Here is a 14,292-nt window from a genome sequence, read left to right as displayed (position 1 = left end):
GTTCCTCACATCCGGAAGACGCCGAAGTTACTGGTGCCCTCCACCGGGGCAGTCGCGACCGCCGATAGGGCTTGACCGAGAATCGCCCGCGTATCGCGCGGGTCAATCACGCCGTCGTCGTAGAGCATCCCGGACAAGAACATCGGGACCGACTCGGCTTCAATCTGCGCTTCGATCATGGCGCGCATACCGGCATCGGCTTCCTCGTCGACAGTGCCGCCACGGGCTTCGGTGGCAGCACGGTTAACGATCGAGATGACGCCGGCCAACTGGGCGGCCCCCATGACGGCCGACTTGGCACTCGGCCAGGCGAACAGGAAGCGCGGGTTGTACGCCCGGCCACACATGCCGTAGTGACCAGCGCCGTAGCTGGCACCGATGAGTAGCGAGATGTGCGGGACCGTTGAGTTGGCGACCGCGTTAATCATCATCGAACCGTGCTTGATGATGCCGCCCTGTTCGTACTCCTTGCCGACCATGTAGCCGGTGGTGTTGTGCAGGAACAGCAGTGGCGTATTGCTGCGGTTGGCGAGCTGAATGAACTGCGTGGCCTTCTGCGATTCCGCGGAGAACAGAACACCCTGCGCGTTCGCGAGGATGCCGACCGGGCGGCCGTGAATACGCGCCCAACCGGTGCACAGCGAGCTGCCGTACTCGGGCTTGAACTCGTCGAAATCCGAATCGTCGACAACGCGGGCAATCACCTCGCGCGGGTCGAACGGGATCTTCAGATCCGGCGGCACAATGCCGAGCAGTTCCTCCTGGCTGTACCGCGGTTCGATAATCTCCGCGACCGGCCCGGGGCCCTGCTTTTGCCAGTTGAGGCGGGAAACGATGCCGCGACCTAGGCGGATCGCGTCCTGCTCATCGGCAGCCAGGTAGTCGGCGAGACCGGAGACGCGGGCGTGCATCTTGGCACCGCCGAGCTCTTCGTCGTCGCTCTCCTCGCCCGTGGCCATCTTGACCAGCGGCGGACCACCGAGGAACACCTTGGAGCGGTCCTCAATCATCACCACGTGATCGCTCATGCCCGGCACGTACGCACCGCCGGCGGTCGAGTTGCCGAAGACGAGCGCGATGGTCGGAATGCCCGCGGCCGACAGTTGCGTGAGGTCGCGGAACATCGCTCCGCCCGGCACAAAGACTTCCTTCTGCGTCGGCAGGTCCGCGCCACCCGACTCCACCAGCGACACCACCGGTAGTCGGTTCTGACGGGCAATGTCGTTGCTGCGCAGGATCTTCCGCAAGGTCCACGGATTCGACGTGCCGCCCTTGACGGTCGGATCGTTCGCCACAATCAGGCATTCGGTGCCCTCGACGACGCCGATACCAACCACCACGGAGGCGCCGACGGTGAAGTTGGAGCCGAAGGCCGCCAGCGGGCACAGTTCCATGAACGGTGAATCCTCGTCAATGAGGAGTTCGATTCGCTCGCGGGCCGTCATCTTTCCGCGCTTGCGGTGCCGCTCGACGTATTTCTCGCCGCCGCCCGCAAGGACCTTGCGGAACTCGAGGTCGAGTTCGGTGAGCTTGCTGTTCATCGCCTCGACATTGGCGATGAAGTCCGCCGAAGATGCGTCGACGGTGCTGCGGAGGATGGTCATGCCTGGTACCCCAATCGTTTTGCTGCCAGACCGGTCAAGATTTCGTTGGTGCCGCCACCGATGCCGATGATGCGCATGTCGCGGTATTGGCGTTCGACTTCCGATTCGCTCATGTAGCCCATGCCGCCATGGAGTTGGACCGCTTGGTTCGCCACCCACTCGCCGGTTTCGACGGCGGTGTTCTTCGCGAAGCAGATTTCGGCGATCATGTCGTCACCCGACGCGAGCCGACGCTCCACGACGGCCCGCGTGTACGTGCGGGCAATGTCGATCTTCCGTGCCATCTCGGTGACCGTGTCTTGCACCGACTGGCGGGCAATCAACGGCTTCCCGAAGGTCTCGCGGTTGCGGACCCACTCCAAGGTCAGGTCCAGGCAACGCTGCGCACTCGCGTACGCCTGCACGGCCAGCCCGGCGCGCTCGGAGACGAAGGCCTGCGCGATCTGCGCGAAGCCCGAATTCTCCGCACCCACCAGGTTGGCGACCGGCACGCGCACATCGGTGAACGACAGTTCCGCGGTGTCCGAGCTGCGCCAGCCCATCTTGTCGAGCTTGCGCGCCACCTCGAAGCCGGGCGTTCCCTTCTCAATCACCAGCAGCGACACGCCCGCCGCTCCGGGACCGCCGGTGCGGACCGCGGTGACGACGAAGTCGGCTCGTACTGCCGAGGTGATGAAGGTCTTCGAGCCGTTGACGACGTAGTGGTCCCCGTCGCGGACGGCACTGGTCCGCAGGTGTCCCACGTCGCTGCCGCCGCTCGGTTCGGTGATCGCCAAGCTGCCGATCTTCTCCCCGGCAAGCGTGGGGCGGACCCACTTGTCGATCTGGTCGGGGTCGCCCGCCGCAATGAGATGCGGGAGCGCGATGCCGTGCGTGAACAGCGAGGCGAACACGCCGCCCGCCGCACCGGCGTAGTGCAGTTCTTCGGCGAGGATCGATGTATCGATGAGGTCGCCGCCACTGCCGCCGATCTCTTCCGGAATCCCCAGCCCAAACAGGCCGAGCGCGGCAGCTTCGCGGTGAACGTCGCGCGGTATCAACCCGTCGCGCTCCCAGTCGCCCTGGTAGGGCAGGATGTGCCGACCGACGAAGCCGCGCACGGTGGCGCGCAGTTCTCGTCGTTCCGGGGAATCCCAAACGTCGCTGGCAATCGGCACTGGCTAGCTCTCCTCGGTCTTGCGGAAACGGGTCGGAATGGCGACGGTCCGCGACCGCAGCCACTCACCAAGACCCTTGGCTTGCGGATCGAATCGCACGTTCTCGGCGACGCCACGACCCAGCACTTCTTCAATGACGAAGTTGATGGCCCACATGTTGGGCAGCGGGTAGCGGTGCACCGTGAGATCGGCGATCTCCGGCAGGAGTTCCTTGAGTCGGTTGACGCTGAGCGTCTGGTCGAGCCAGGCGAACTCCTCCGCACTGCGGACCCACACACCGATGTTGGCGCTGCCACCCTTATCGCCGGAGCGCGCGCCGACAATGGTGCCGAGCGGCGCGGTGAACGTCTCCCCCCAGTCGGTGGCCGCCGGGGCATCCACGCTCTGGTCGACGATCGCGTCGGTGCGCAGCGGCGACGGTTCCACCTTCACGGTGACGCCGTCGGGCAGGTTTACCTGGTGCGGGACCAGTGCGGCATCGACGTAGGCGGGCTCAAACACACCGTACGGCGCGCCGTTGGCGGGGGGCGCGGTCAGCGTGAACCCCGGGTAGCTGGCGAGCGCGAGTTCGACGGCGGTGCTGGAGAATTTGCGGCCAGCCTTGCGCGGGTCCGCGTCGCGGGCGACGCACCGGAGGATCGCGCTGGCGGTCTCTTCGGTGTCGGCGTTGGCGCGGTCGTGGCGGACCAGATCCCACGACAGTTCCGCGGGGCGTTCGGCCAGCGCATCCTCGAACTGCTCCTGGAACAGCGCCGCTTTCGCTTCAATGTCGAGGCCGGTGACAACCACCTCGAATTCGTTACGAATACCGCCGAGATGGTTCAGGGACACCTTGAGATCCTTGGGCGGAGCCTCCCCCTTCACGCCGCTGATGCTGACGCGGTCGGCCCCAACCTGTGCGAGGGTGATGGTGTCCATCCGTGCCGTGGCGTCCGGGTTGTAGTAGCGCGGACCGGCGATTTCGTACAACAACTGGGCCGTGATGGTCCCGACCAGGACCGCACCGCCGGTGCCTTCATGCTTGGTGATGACCGACGTGCCGTCGGCGGCGACCTCCGCGATCGGGAAGCCGAGGCGACCCATCTTCGGGATCTCGGTGAAGAACGAATAGTTGCCGCCCGTCGCCTGCGCGCTGCATTCGATGACGTGCCCGGCAACCACGGCACCAGCCAACTGATCGATGTCGTCGTAGCCCCACCCGAAGGCGGACGCAGCCGATCCGACCACCAGTGAGGCGTCGGTGACGCGTCCGGTAACCACGATGTCCGCACCCGCGTCGAGCGCGGCCTTGATACCGAATGCACCGAGGTAGGCATTGGCGGCGATGGGCGTACCCAGGCCTAGTTCGTCCGCGCGGGCAACGATGTCGTCGCCAGCCACAAACGCCACACGACGGTCCACGCCGAGCTTCTCAATCACTTCGCGGAGGTCCACAGCCAAGCCATGCGGGTTGAGGCCGCCCGCGTTGACGACCACCTTCACGTCCTTCTCGGCGATCAGCTCAAGGTTCTCTTCCATCTGACGAAGGAAGGTCTTGGCGTAGCCGAGGTTCGGGTCCTTGAGGCGGTCGCGCCCCAAGATGAGCATGGTCAGTTCGGCGAGGTAGTCACCGACGATGAAGTCGAGGTCGCCGCCTTCCAACATCTCGCGCATCGCGCTGAAGCGGTCGCCGTAAAAACCGGAAACGTTGCCGATCCGAATGGGACGCGGAGCGTCAGACATCATGCCTCCTGCAGGTTCATGAGGGTGTGGTGGAAGTTGTTCAGGACTGGCTGGGTTCGCGGCCGCTGCCGGGAGGGCCCGCGAAAACCTGCGCGATGGACGCCCACTGCCTGGCGTTGTCGCCGATGATCTCCAAGTTGAGGTCGGCGAGGTTGCGTCGCTGGGTGATGAGTTCGCAAAAGTCGACGGCCGAGCCGCGCACAATGTCGGTCGCGTCCTCGGATCCCCAGGTCCAAACCTCGCCCGACGGCGCAGTGATTTCGTAGCGGAACTCCGTGGCCGGGGCTTCGATGCCGTTCACCATGTATGAGTAGTTCCGGGTACGAACGCCGAGGTGGACGATGTTCTTGATGCTGTCGTCGGACACGCGCTCGGCACCGAGGGCATCGGCAACGTCCAGTCCGTGCGCCCACGTCTCCATCAGCCGCGCGGTGGCCATCGACGCTGCCGACATCGGCGGACCGAACCACGTCAGCTTGGTCCCCGACGGAACTGCGAGCAGCGCACCGGCCAGCTTGGCCCGCGTTTTGCGCCAGTCGTCGAGGATCTCAGCGGGCGGTCGTGCCGCTTCCACGGCGGCGGCATCGTCGACGAAGCCGAGCGGATCTGCCGTCGCCTCGGCGAGTGCCTGTGCAAAGCCTTCGGGATCGGTCGCCGACAGGAGCGACGCGCGGTCGGTCCACAGCAGGTGGCCGATCTGGTGGGCGATGGTCCACCCTTCTGCGGGAGTCGGCGCGGCCCAACCTTCCGCGGGCAGCGCCGCGACAAGGTCGTCCAAAGAATCCGATTCGTCCTGCAATGCCTGCACTAGTTCGTCCACAATCGACATGCGACCAGCGTCACACGACTCCTCAAATAAATCAAGCACGCATGATTGTTTATTGAAGTTTCGTCGCGTTGGGGCGCAGCCCTGTAGCTATCCGCGTAGTTCGCTGATTCTCGCTCCCGCACAGACGGAGCGAGAATCAGCGAAGTACGCGAACGCGACGAAGAGTCCAGGAACCGGGAGACCTTCGGTTGGCTCGTTGCATCACCGGCCTGGTAGTGGTGTAGCCATGACCTCTACCCCGACGCAGGCATCCGACCCGTTCCAGAAGTTCGCCATTGGCCGCACGGGTGACCTCGACGAGGTGCTGATGCGGCAGAAGCTCGGGACCAGCGTCACCGACCATCGCGGTCTGATCGAGTTGCCCGCGCTGGCCGTACTGTTCGACGACATCGGCGGCATCCCGTTCTATTTGCTCGATCCCACCACGTCGTCCATGCAGGCGCGACTGACGATGGCGATGGTGCATCGCCCCGCCGTCGACGATGTGCTCATCGCCCGCGGCGACCTGCAGATTCACGACGACGCTTTCGGTTCCACCGCGGTCACCATCTCCGGTCGCGATGGCACGCTCTGCGTCGGGACGGCCCGAAATGTGCGCGTTGGTCGTGCCATCCGCGAGGGCGGTGGCCTCGACGGTGAGGATGCGCAGGCTATTTGGGATGTCGATCCGGAGGCCCCGAACCAGGTCCCCGCACCGGCACCATTGGATCCGGCGCTGTCGGGTGCCGAGGTGGTTGCCGGTCTCATCGACGGTTCGTTCCCGATGGGCCCAATTTCCGACCTGCTCGGCGGTGGCGTCAGCGGCAGCCATGAGGACGGCTCTATTACCGCGCACTTCGCGACGAAGGCGTGGATGAGCAACATGATGGGCACCATGCATGGTGGCGTCATCGGCGCGATGCTGGCGCAGGCATGTTCGTTCGGTGCGCAATTCCACGTGCGCCCCGGTGCCAATTACCAGTTGGTCGACTTCGCCTGCGAATTCCACCGCTCCCCCAGCGTCGACGGTCGTAGCGTGCGTGTCGAGGTAAGCCCGGTGAAGTTGGGTCGCCGCCTGAGCTTGTTCGACGCCCGCATGTACGACGGCGACGTCCTCCTCGGCCGTGCCACCGCCGATGCCAGGTTCGACCTGTAGCAACGTTGGGTGAGGCCTACCCGCTACGGGCTGGCGACTCCGGGAACTGCGGCAGGGTGTCGGATACACATAGCCCCCGAAAAGCGGGAAGGGAGTGAAGCGCCCCCGACGGCGCTTCACTCCCTTCCTGTTATCTAAAGCACCGTTAGTGGCAGTGCTCTAGATGGTCCACGGTCGTCGAAGGTGAACGACGACCCCGCCGAGAAGCGCACGATGGCGACCTCGCCCGACTCTCGTTGGGCCTCGCCGCGCGCGATCGTGACGACCACGGCGTCGTCGGACTCGCTCGCGCCGACAACCCACGTTTCGTCGACGGCCCGAGCGGCCGCCTGCAGCGCACCCAACCGTCCTTCGACGAGCAGTCGCATCCACGCGCCGTCGTCTACTGCAGCCGAACCGCGCGGAATCCGGACCCGCACCTCGTCGTCGATGGCCTCGGCAACAACGCCCGTGTACTGCGTCGGCCCGAATACCGGATGCACATTCAGCACGTTGGCGAGGGTCTCCGCATCGGCACGACCGTCGAACAAGCTGGCCTTCAGTCGTTCGGCGGTAATGCCCGCGATCCCGATGAACTGCTTGTCGAGGATGTTGTCGGCCGTCTCCGGATCGGTGCGCCGGCACACCGACGCTAGGAACCCCAGCGCCAGGAGTTGATGCTGCAGCGCCGTCTCCTCCGCGATCCGCACCAGCGCCGACGTCGAGAACTCACCGAACACCAAGTCTTCGACGAGCGGTCCGCGGTAGTCACTACGACCGTCAACACCAGCCGGGTCGATGGGGCTCAGCGCGATGGTCGCCGCCTGCAGTTCCAGCATCGGTTCGGTGACCTTGGGGAGCGGCAACTCCTCGCGGTCGGGTTCGATCGTCACTGTCCACTCGCAGTGCGGCGTCCGGTCTGCGGGCATGCGCGGCGGCCGATGGACCGGACGGATCCGTGCGCGACGGTTGGTGGCAATAGCCGTCGCATCGAACGTCGGATCTTCAATGTCGTGGCACATGGCGGTCACGTACTCATCGCCCATGGGCTCGACGTCAAGGAGCGCTCCACAACTGTCGAGCACAAACGAGCCGTGATACTTGTCGACGATCCGATACCGGAAGTCCATGAACTGCGGCGGCGCGCCGATGTCGAGTTGCAGACATTTGAACATGTCTTCGACGCCATCACCGTCGATCCCGAGGGCTTCGCGCATGCGGCCGGTATAGACCGGGCTGGCCGCCATCCACTCCTCGATCGCGACCTGCGTCATACCCTCGCGACCAAACTCGGCAATCAGGTGAGCCATGCCCGAACGGTCGATGAGCTGCCCCGACAGCAACGACTCCGGAACCAGAGTCGCCAATTGATCGTGGCTCAAGCTCACGGCAAGTCCCACAGGCCGACGGGCGACGTGCCCTTCGGGTACCAACCGGGAAGCGTGCCCGGCGCGGACTTCTCCATGCGCTTGAGCATCCCCGGGCTGCACGCCTTGTCGGTCAGCATTTCGATGAACAGGGCGGTCACGTTGCCGAAATCGAAGAAGTCACGCTGCCAACTGAACTGGTAGTTCCCCGCGTACCGGAACCAACTACCGCCAATCCCGTGCACCGCATAATTTGAGCCATCGGCACGCACGCCCTCGTTTATCTGCCGCCACAGCCCGATCATGTCGCCGGTCTGCTCGTCGATCACCCACGCCTGGTACGGGTACTCCCAGCCCTCGAGGCCCTCCATTTCCTGGCCCAGGGCGATGTCGCGGATCTCGTCGCGTCCGACAGCCATGAAGTCCTTCTCCGGACCGTAATTCCAGCCGTAGGTGGCGTCTTCGGTGTAGAAGTCGGCGAGCGGTTTCCAGTCGCCAGCCTTCTCGGCGACCACGTTCGCCTCCAGCCAGCGGCGCTTCATTTCGTCGAGCTCGGCGCGGTCGAAAGCCATGGGTTAGTCCTCCACAATCTTGAGAGCTTGGGTTGGGCAATAGCGGACGGCGGCCTCAACTGCGGCGCGCCGGGATTCATCGGGGGTTGGGTTGAGGATGGTCACGGTGTCACGGCCAGCTTCAAAGACGTCGGGGGCTTCCATCTCACACATGCCGTGGCCTTGGCACAGGTCGCGGTCCACTTCGACGCGCACTACGCGCCTCGCTTGCGGTAGGCCACGCGGCACGGCTGCTGCAATTGCACGACCATCTTCGAGTGGTCGTTGCGGTAGCTATCCGGGTCTTGGACGAGGCTGAACTCGTAGTTGCGGAGCAACACGGAAAAGATGGCCTTGAGCTGCATCATCGCGAATTGCGCGCCAACGCAGCGGTGCCTTCCCGCGCCGAACGGGATCCACGTCCACCGGTTGACGAGGTCTTCCTGGCGGGGTTCGGCGTAGCGTGCGGGATCAAAATCGTCGGGGTTCGGGAAGTCTTCGGGCAGCCGGTTCGAGACTGCTGGCGAGACGGCGATCGACTGTCCGGCGCGGACAGTGACGCCCTCAATCTCGAAGTCTTCCTGCACCAGGCGCATCAGAATAATCAGCGGCGGATGCAGCCGCAGCGCTTCCTTGATCGCCCCTTCGAGCGCCGGAATCTGCCGCATCGCGGCAAAGCTGTACTCGGTGCCGTCGTCGTAGATCCCGTCGAGTTCGGCGGTCACCTCCGCGAGGTAGTCGGGGTGTTTCAACAGTTCGATCAACGTCCATGCGGCCGTCCCCGAGGTGGTGTGGTGGCCGGCGAACATCATCGAAATGAAGATGCCGGTGACGGTGTCGGCGCTGAACATCTGCGAGCCATCTTCGTTCTTCAACGACACCAGCACGTCGAGGAGATCGCGGTCGTCCTTGTCGGCGGGCGGGTTCGCCATCCGCCCTTCCAGGACGCCGCCGATGAACTCGACGAGCTCTTCGCGCGCCGCATCGCGACGGCGGAAACTCTCGATATCGGCGTGCATATCGACGTAGGCGATGGGGTCGGTCCCCTTCTCCAACTCGTGGTACAGGTGCGCGATATGCCCGGACAGTTCTTCCCTGAACTTGCGTCCGATCAGGCACGACGACGACGTGTACAGCGTGAGCTCGGCGAAGAAGTCGAGCAGATCAATCTCACCCGCGTCGCCCCAGTCGGCGATCATCCGCTCCACCTCGTCGGGGATTGTGACTGCATGCTGCTTCATGTGCGAGCCCTTGAGGGCCTGGTTGTGCAGCATCTCCGACCGCCGCTCGGGGCTGGTATCGAAGACGACGCCCTCCCCGAAGATCGGCGTCATGAACGGATAGGCGGCAGCTTGGTCGAGGACCTCGTCGGGCGCGCGGAAGAATTCCTCGTTCGCGACCGCGCCGCTGACGAGAACCACTTCGCGGTCGGCGAGTTGGAACATGCCGACGTCGCCGTGCTCGTCGCGGACCCGCTTGAACAAGCCGATGGGATCACTCGCGAGTTCGTCGAGGTGGCCGTGTTCGGTTTCCCCGCCGGAGACGCGCGGGGCTGTGGTGTGAGTACTGGTCATGAGAGTTTTCCTTCGGCTTCGACGTCGATGGCCTTCATGTGCGCGCCCGGAGCGAGGGCGATCATTGCCGCCACCGCCGACGCGAGGTTTTCCGGTTTCAAGAAGTTGCCATGCCTGGCGAGCCCGAAGGCGATCCAGTCGTTCAGCATGGCTTCGGTCTGCTTTTGTTCAAGGTTCATGCCCATACCGGTTAGCGTCTGGCCGGGCCGGACCAGGCCAGCGCGAACGCCACTGCCCTCGAGTTCCATTTGGATCGTGGTGACCAGACCTTCGACGCCGTACTTGGCGGCGACGTACGCCGACGACCACGGTCGTGGATGGGCAACGACGTCGGAGCTGATGAACACGATGTCACCGCGGCGACGTTGCATCATGGCGGGCGCGACGGCCCGGTACATGCGGTAGGCACCGACGAGGTGAACATCGATCTGGGCGGCCCAGTCGTCGACCGGCATCTCGTGCGCACGACCGATCTGCAGGTCACCGGCACCGGTAACGACCACTTCGAGGGGTCCGAGGAGTCGCTCGGCTTCGGCGACGGCGGCAGCGACCGAGTCGTCGTTGGTTACGTCGAGCGAGACGGCCACCGCCTCGCCGCCGCCCGCGACAATCTGCGTGGCAATCTCGGCGCATTTGTCGACGCGGCGGGCCCCGAGAGCCACCGGGTAGCCCGCTTCCGCGAGCATGCGCGCCGTCGCTTCACCAATGCCCGACGATGCTCCGGCGACGAGGACCGGTCGTCGTTCCGGGTGGGGTTGAAATCTCATCAACGCGCCTTCACCGTCATCGGGAGGGTTTCGAAGCCGCGGACGTTCACCGAGTGCACGCGGGCCGCAGCATCGAGGTCCAGGTCGAACCTGGTTGTGGTCCGGACGATTTCGCCGAGGCCGACGTTGGTTTCCAAACGGGCCAGGTGCGCGCCGAGACAAAAGTGCGTACCCAGACCAAACGAGCGAATGGTGCGGGCCGAGTCACGCCCAATCCGGAACTCGCCAGCATCGGGGCCGAAGGCTTCCTCGTCCCGGTTAGCCGACCCGATCAGCAGGAGAACCCGATCGCCCGCGGGGATCGTGAAACCGCCATACTCCACGTCCTCGAGGACGCGGCGCAGCAGCATTTGCGTCGACGTGTCGTAGCGGAGAGTTTCCTGCACCCAATCTTCAACCGCTTCAACCGGCTCTGCGCCGGCACCGACCGCGTCGAAGATTGGTGCGACCTGCCCGCTGCGATAGCCCCAGTAGACCGAGTTCGCGAGCAGCTTGGTGGTGGTCTCATTGCCCGCAACCACCATCAGCATCATGAAGCCGATGATTTCTTCTTCGGACATCGTGGTGACTTCGCCGTCCTCGCCGACGATCTCGGCGCGGATGAGGTCGGAGATCATGTCGTCACCCAGATTGCCGCGACGCTCCCGCACCAATTCCGCGTAGAACTGGTGAAGTTCCAGGTACGCGGTGATCGCGGCGGGCGGCACATCGGTGACGCCCTCTTCCCGATGGATCAGCAGATCCGATTGTTTCCGCAGATAGGCGCGATCTTGCTGGCCAACGTCGAGGAGTTCGGACACCACATCCATCGGTAGCAAGCCGGCAAAGTCGTGGACGAAGTCGAACTCGCCCAACTGCAGGCAGCGGTCCCAATGCTGGTGTGCCAATTCCCCGATGCGCGGGGCCAACTCGGCCACCCGGTTGGGCGTAAAGCCCTTGGAAACGAGTTTCCGCAGCCGTAGGTGCCGCGGATCGTCCATCGCCAGGAAGCTCATCGCATGTTCGGCGTGCTCGTTGTACGCCATCGGATCCATCGAGACACCCCAACTATTGGAGAGTCGGATGTTGTCGCGGAAGGCGTCAGAAACATCCGCGTGTCGGGCCAGCGCCCAGAAGTCGCCATCGGTGTTGCGGTAGACCGGTGCCTCCGCGCGCAGACGCGCATAAGTGGGATACGGATCTTCGTGAAAGTCGTAGTCGTAGGGGTCGAAGGGAATCGATCCCTGCATGCCAGTGGTGATGACGGTCAACGTCTTATCCCATCAGTAGTGCGGCGGCGGCAACTAGCCGCTCGGACGTAGCTTCGTAACTCAGGTGACCCATCCCTGCGGTCACCAAACCTCCCGCGTACAGCATTTGCAGCGCGTCGACGACCTCGTCGCGGTTGGGGAAGTCGTCGCCGACGGCGGCGTTGAGTCGCTCGTGTATAAACCCGCCGATCCGCAGTCGTAGGTGCTGGGAGTCGGGGTCTCCGCCGAGGAGCGCGACGGTGACGGCCCCGCCGAGTTGGCCTTCGCCTGCCACCACCATCGAGACGCCGCGCAGTACCTGCGCCACGCGCTCGGTTGGCGGTAGTGACGGGTCGGATTCGGGGACACCTGCCGCGAGGCGACGCCAAAAGACCTCCGCGACCAGGTGCGACTTAGAACTGAAGTAGGTGTACGCGGTGGCGGGGGCGACGCCTGCACGCTTCGCGACATCGCGAACCGAGAGCGCGTCGAAACCTTCGGCGACCAGAATTTCGACGGCCGCGTCGGCCATTTTGGCGATTTTTTCGGCTTGCTGGGGGTTCAAGCGTCTGCGCGTGGATTCAACTTCGACGGGGGTGGACATGTGAGGAACGTTACTCTAATGTTGAAACGAAGTCTAGACACATGTCCAGATGGAGTTCCGAAACACTGTTTGGAGTTACCGACCACATGACTCAAGCGGCTACTACCCTGAAGCCCCACACCGCGAGCGATCTGCTGATCGACGGCGGCCTCGTCCCCGGATCCGGCGGCGTCTTCGACGTCGTCAATCCCGCCACCGAAGAAGTCATCGGGCAGGCTGCCGAGGCCACCGCCGACGACATGGACGCCGCGATCGCCGCGGCCCGCAACGCCTTCGACAACACCTCGTGGTCCCGCGACCACGCCTTCCGTGCCCGGTGCTTGCGTCAATTGCGCGACGCCCTTCTCGCCCACACCCACGAACTGCGCGAACTGACCGTTGCCGAGGTTGGTTGCCCAGTGTTTCTGACGCACGGGCCGCAATTGGTCGGCCCCATCACCGACCTCGGCTACTTCGCCGACCTCGCTGAGAACCACACCTGGCGAGTCGATCTCGGCGAAGCCAGCCCAATGGGCATCAAGAACCGCCGCGAGCTGCGGTCGGAGGCGATTGGCGTCGTCGGGGCCATCACGCCGTGGAACTTCCCCCACCAGATCAACTTCGCGAAGATCGGGCCCGCCCTCGCCGCCGGCTGCACCGTGGTGCTGAAACCCGCACCCGATACCCCGTGGTGTGCGGCGCTGGTCGGGAAGGTTATCGCCGAGGAGACTGACATCCCGGCGGGCGTGATCAACATCGTCACGTCGACCGATCATCGTCTCGGCGAGCAGCTGTGCACGGATCCCCGCGTCGACCTCATTTCTTTCACCGGTTCCACCACCACCGGTCGTGCCGTCATGACCTCGGCTGCGGCAACGCTAAAGAAGGTGTTCCTGGAGTTGGGCGGCAAGTCGGCCTTCATTGTGCTCGACGACGCCGACCTCTCGGCCGCCTGCTCGATGGCGGCTTTCAACGTCGTCACCCATGCCGGTCAGGGCTGCGCTATCACCACGCGACTCGTCGTTCCGCGCGCCCAGCTCGACGAAGCCGTCAGCGCGACCAAGAACGCGATGGCGGGTTTGGGGGCCAACGATCCAACTAAGCCGGGAACCATCTGCGGCCCGCTGATCTCCGAGCGTCAGCGCCAACGCGTGGAGGGTTACTTGGAGTTGGCTCGCGAAGAGGGCGGCGTGATCGAGACGGGTGGCGGTCGTCCCGCCGATCAGCCGCGCGGCTTCTTCGTCGAACCGACGTTGATTTCCGGTGTGGAGAACTCCGCTCGCGTGGCACAGGAGGAGATCTTCGGGCCCGTCCTGGTGGTGATCCCCCACGACGGCGACCAGAATGCCATCGACATCGCCAACGATTCCCCATACGGACTCTCGGGTGCCGTTTGGGGCACCGACCCGGAACGCATCAACGCCGTCGTCGACGGTGTCCGCACCGGAACCATGGGCGTCAACGGCGGCATCTGGTATTCCGCCGACGTCCCCTTCGGCGGCTACAAAGCATCCGGCATCGGCCGCGAAATGGGCCAGCAGGGCTTCGCCGAATACCTAGAAACCAAAGCCGTCGCCACTCCCGTCTAACCCCGCTTTTCGGCAGTTCTCCGGCTCCGCCTCCTCCCTTTTCTGTCACGTTTCGACCAGACCGTCACAACACACCGCAATCGGTGACGGTCTGGGCGCGTCGAAATTCCGTTTTGTGACAGAAAAGGGGAAATCCGGGGGGCACGCAAGCGGCACGACGGCACACACCCACGCCCCCACGCACCACGCACCCACGCACCTCTCAA

Annotated in this window: 13 protein-coding genes; 2 read left to right on the top strand and 11 right to left on the bottom strand. The window is 64.5% G+C overall.

The features are described from left to right. Window positions 1–5 precede the first annotated feature (5 nt). From AC1L34_RS17510 to AC1L34_RS17495, 4 genes are read right to left on the bottom strand one after another with little or no spacing between them, the layout of a single operon-like run. Window positions 6–1,604: an acyl-CoA carboxylase subunit beta gene (locus AC1L34_RS17510; protein WP_424323903.1), complete on the bottom strand. Its 1,599-nt coding sequence runs from the start codon at window positions 1,602–1,604 to the stop codon at window positions 6–8. After that, the gene (locus AC1L34_RS17505; RefSeq protein WP_424324999.1) at window positions 1,601–2,761 is read right to left on the bottom strand and encodes an acyl-CoA dehydrogenase family protein; all 1,161 of its coding nucleotides are present in this window, start codon (window positions 2,759–2,761) and stop codon (window positions 1,601–1,603) included. Before AC1L34_RS17505 ends, AC1L34_RS17510 begins: the two co-directional genes overlap by 4 nt. A gap of 3 nt (window positions 2,762–2,764) precedes the next feature. Then, window positions 2,765–4,483 carry an acyclic terpene utilization AtuA family protein gene (locus tag AC1L34_RS17500; protein WP_424323905.1) on the bottom strand — a complete coding sequence of 573 codons (1,719 nt, stop codon included), beginning with the start codon at window positions 4,481–4,483 and terminating at the stop codon, window positions 2,765–2,767. 40 nt (window positions 4,484–4,523) lie between these two features. After that, the gene (locus AC1L34_RS17495; protein ID WP_480034968.1) at window positions 4,524–5,312 is read right to left on the bottom strand and encodes a TIGR03084 family metal-binding protein; all 789 of its coding nucleotides are present in this window, start codon (window positions 5,310–5,312) and stop codon (window positions 4,524–4,526) included. A 226-nt stretch (window positions 5,313–5,538) separates the two neighbouring features. Here AC1L34_RS17495 and AC1L34_RS17490 point away from each other — a divergent pair, with 226 nt between their 5' ends. Continuing rightward, window positions 5,539–6,447, top strand: a complete 909-nt coding sequence (locus AC1L34_RS17490; protein WP_424321768.1) for a PaaI family thioesterase — start codon at window positions 5,539–5,541, stop codon at window positions 6,445–6,447. Window positions 6,448–6,581: 134 nt separating this feature from the next. Here AC1L34_RS17490 and AC1L34_RS17485 read toward each other — a convergent pair whose 3' ends face one another. Genes AC1L34_RS17485 through AC1L34_RS17455 form a run of 7 tightly spaced genes read right to left on the bottom strand, consistent with a single transcriptional unit; the run spans window position 6,582 to window position 12,518 of the window. Then, the gene (locus tag AC1L34_RS17485; RefSeq protein ID WP_424325001.1) at window positions 6,582–7,814 is read right to left on the bottom strand and encodes a hypothetical protein; all 1,233 of its coding nucleotides are present in this window, start codon (window positions 7,812–7,814) and stop codon (window positions 6,582–6,584) included. Continuing rightward, a complete protein-coding gene (locus AC1L34_RS17480; RefSeq protein ID WP_424293632.1) occupies window positions 7,811–8,365 on the bottom strand; it encodes a nuclear transport factor 2 family protein in 555 nt (184 codons plus the stop codon). Before AC1L34_RS17480 ends, AC1L34_RS17485 begins: the two co-directional genes overlap by 4 nt. A gap of 3 nt (window positions 8,366–8,368) precedes the next feature. Next, complete coding sequence (locus AC1L34_RS17475) at window positions 8,369–8,560, bottom strand: ferredoxin (protein ID WP_424293631.1); 192 nt, start codon at window positions 8,558–8,560, stop codon at window positions 8,369–8,371. Next, window positions 8,560–9,918, bottom strand: a complete 1,359-nt coding sequence (locus AC1L34_RS17470; RefSeq protein ID WP_424293630.1) for a cytochrome P450 — start codon at window positions 9,916–9,918, stop codon at window positions 8,560–8,562. Before AC1L34_RS17470 ends, AC1L34_RS17475 begins: the two co-directional genes overlap by 1 nt. After that, window positions 9,915–10,685, bottom strand: a complete 771-nt coding sequence (locus AC1L34_RS17465) for an SDR family oxidoreductase (RefSeq protein ID WP_424293629.1) — start codon at window positions 10,683–10,685, stop codon at window positions 9,915–9,917. Before AC1L34_RS17465 ends, AC1L34_RS17470 begins: the two co-directional genes overlap by 4 nt. Next, entirely contained in the window at window positions 10,685–11,914 is a 1,230-nt protein-coding gene (locus AC1L34_RS17460) for a cytochrome P450 (RefSeq protein WP_480035348.1), read from the bottom strand. Before AC1L34_RS17460 ends, AC1L34_RS17465 begins: the two co-directional genes overlap by 1 nt. Window positions 11,915–11,939: 25 nt before the next feature. Next, a complete protein-coding gene (locus AC1L34_RS17455) occupies window positions 11,940–12,518 on the bottom strand; it encodes a TetR/AcrR family transcriptional regulator (RefSeq protein ID WP_424293628.1) in 579 nt (192 codons plus the stop codon). A gap of 86 nt (window positions 12,519–12,604) precedes the next feature. Between AC1L34_RS17455 and AC1L34_RS17450 the strand changes: the two genes are divergently transcribed. Continuing rightward, the gene (locus AC1L34_RS17450) at window positions 12,605–14,086 is read left to right on the top strand and encodes an aldehyde dehydrogenase (protein ID WP_480034967.1); all 1,482 of its coding nucleotides are present in this window, start codon (window positions 12,605–12,607) and stop codon (window positions 14,084–14,086) included. The last annotated feature ends 206 nt before the right edge of the window (window positions 14,087–14,292 follow it).

The sequence above is a fragment of the Gordonia sp. 34D genome (assembly GCF_056682775.1).
This window is presented reverse-complemented; position numbering and strand designations above follow the sequence as displayed.

Bases quoted from the DNA above. Each gene is read 5' to 3' on its own strand.
- AC1L34_RS17450 (WP_480034967.1), top strand. From the start codon at position 12,605: ATGACTCAAGCGGCTACTACCCTGAAGCCCCACACCGCGAGCGATCTG.
- AC1L34_RS17495 (WP_480034968.1), bottom strand. From the start codon at position 5,312: ATGTCGATTGTGGACGAACTAGTGCAGGCATTGCAGGACGAATCGGAT.
- AC1L34_RS17470 (WP_424293630.1), bottom strand. From the start codon at position 9,918: ATGACCAGTACTCACACCACAGCCCCGCGCGTCTCCGGCGGGGAAACC.
- AC1L34_RS17510 (WP_424323903.1), bottom strand. From the start codon at position 1,604: ATGACCATCCTCCGCAGCACCGTCGACGCATCTTCGGCGGACTTCATC.
- AC1L34_RS17490 (WP_424321768.1), top strand. From the start codon at position 5,539: ATGACCTCTACCCCGACGCAGGCATCCGACCCGTTCCAGAAGTTCGCC.
- AC1L34_RS17500 (WP_424323905.1), bottom strand. From the start codon at position 4,483: ATGTCTGACGCTCCGCGTCCCATTCGGATCGGCAACGTTTCCGGTTTT.
- AC1L34_RS17465 (WP_424293629.1), bottom strand. From the start codon at position 10,685: ATGAGATTTCAACCCCACCCGGAACGACGACCGGTCCTCGTCGCCGGA.
- AC1L34_RS17460 (WP_480035348.1), bottom strand. From the start codon at position 11,914: ATGCAGGGATCGATTCCCTTCGACCCCTACGACTACGACTTTCACGAA.
- AC1L34_RS17480 (WP_424293632.1), bottom strand. From the start codon at position 8,365: ATGGCTTTCGACCGCGCCGAGCTCGACGAAATGAAGCGCCGCTGGCTG.
- AC1L34_RS17455 (WP_424293628.1), bottom strand. From the start codon at position 12,518: ATGTCCACCCCCGTCGAAGTTGAATCCACGCGCAGACGCTTGAACCCC.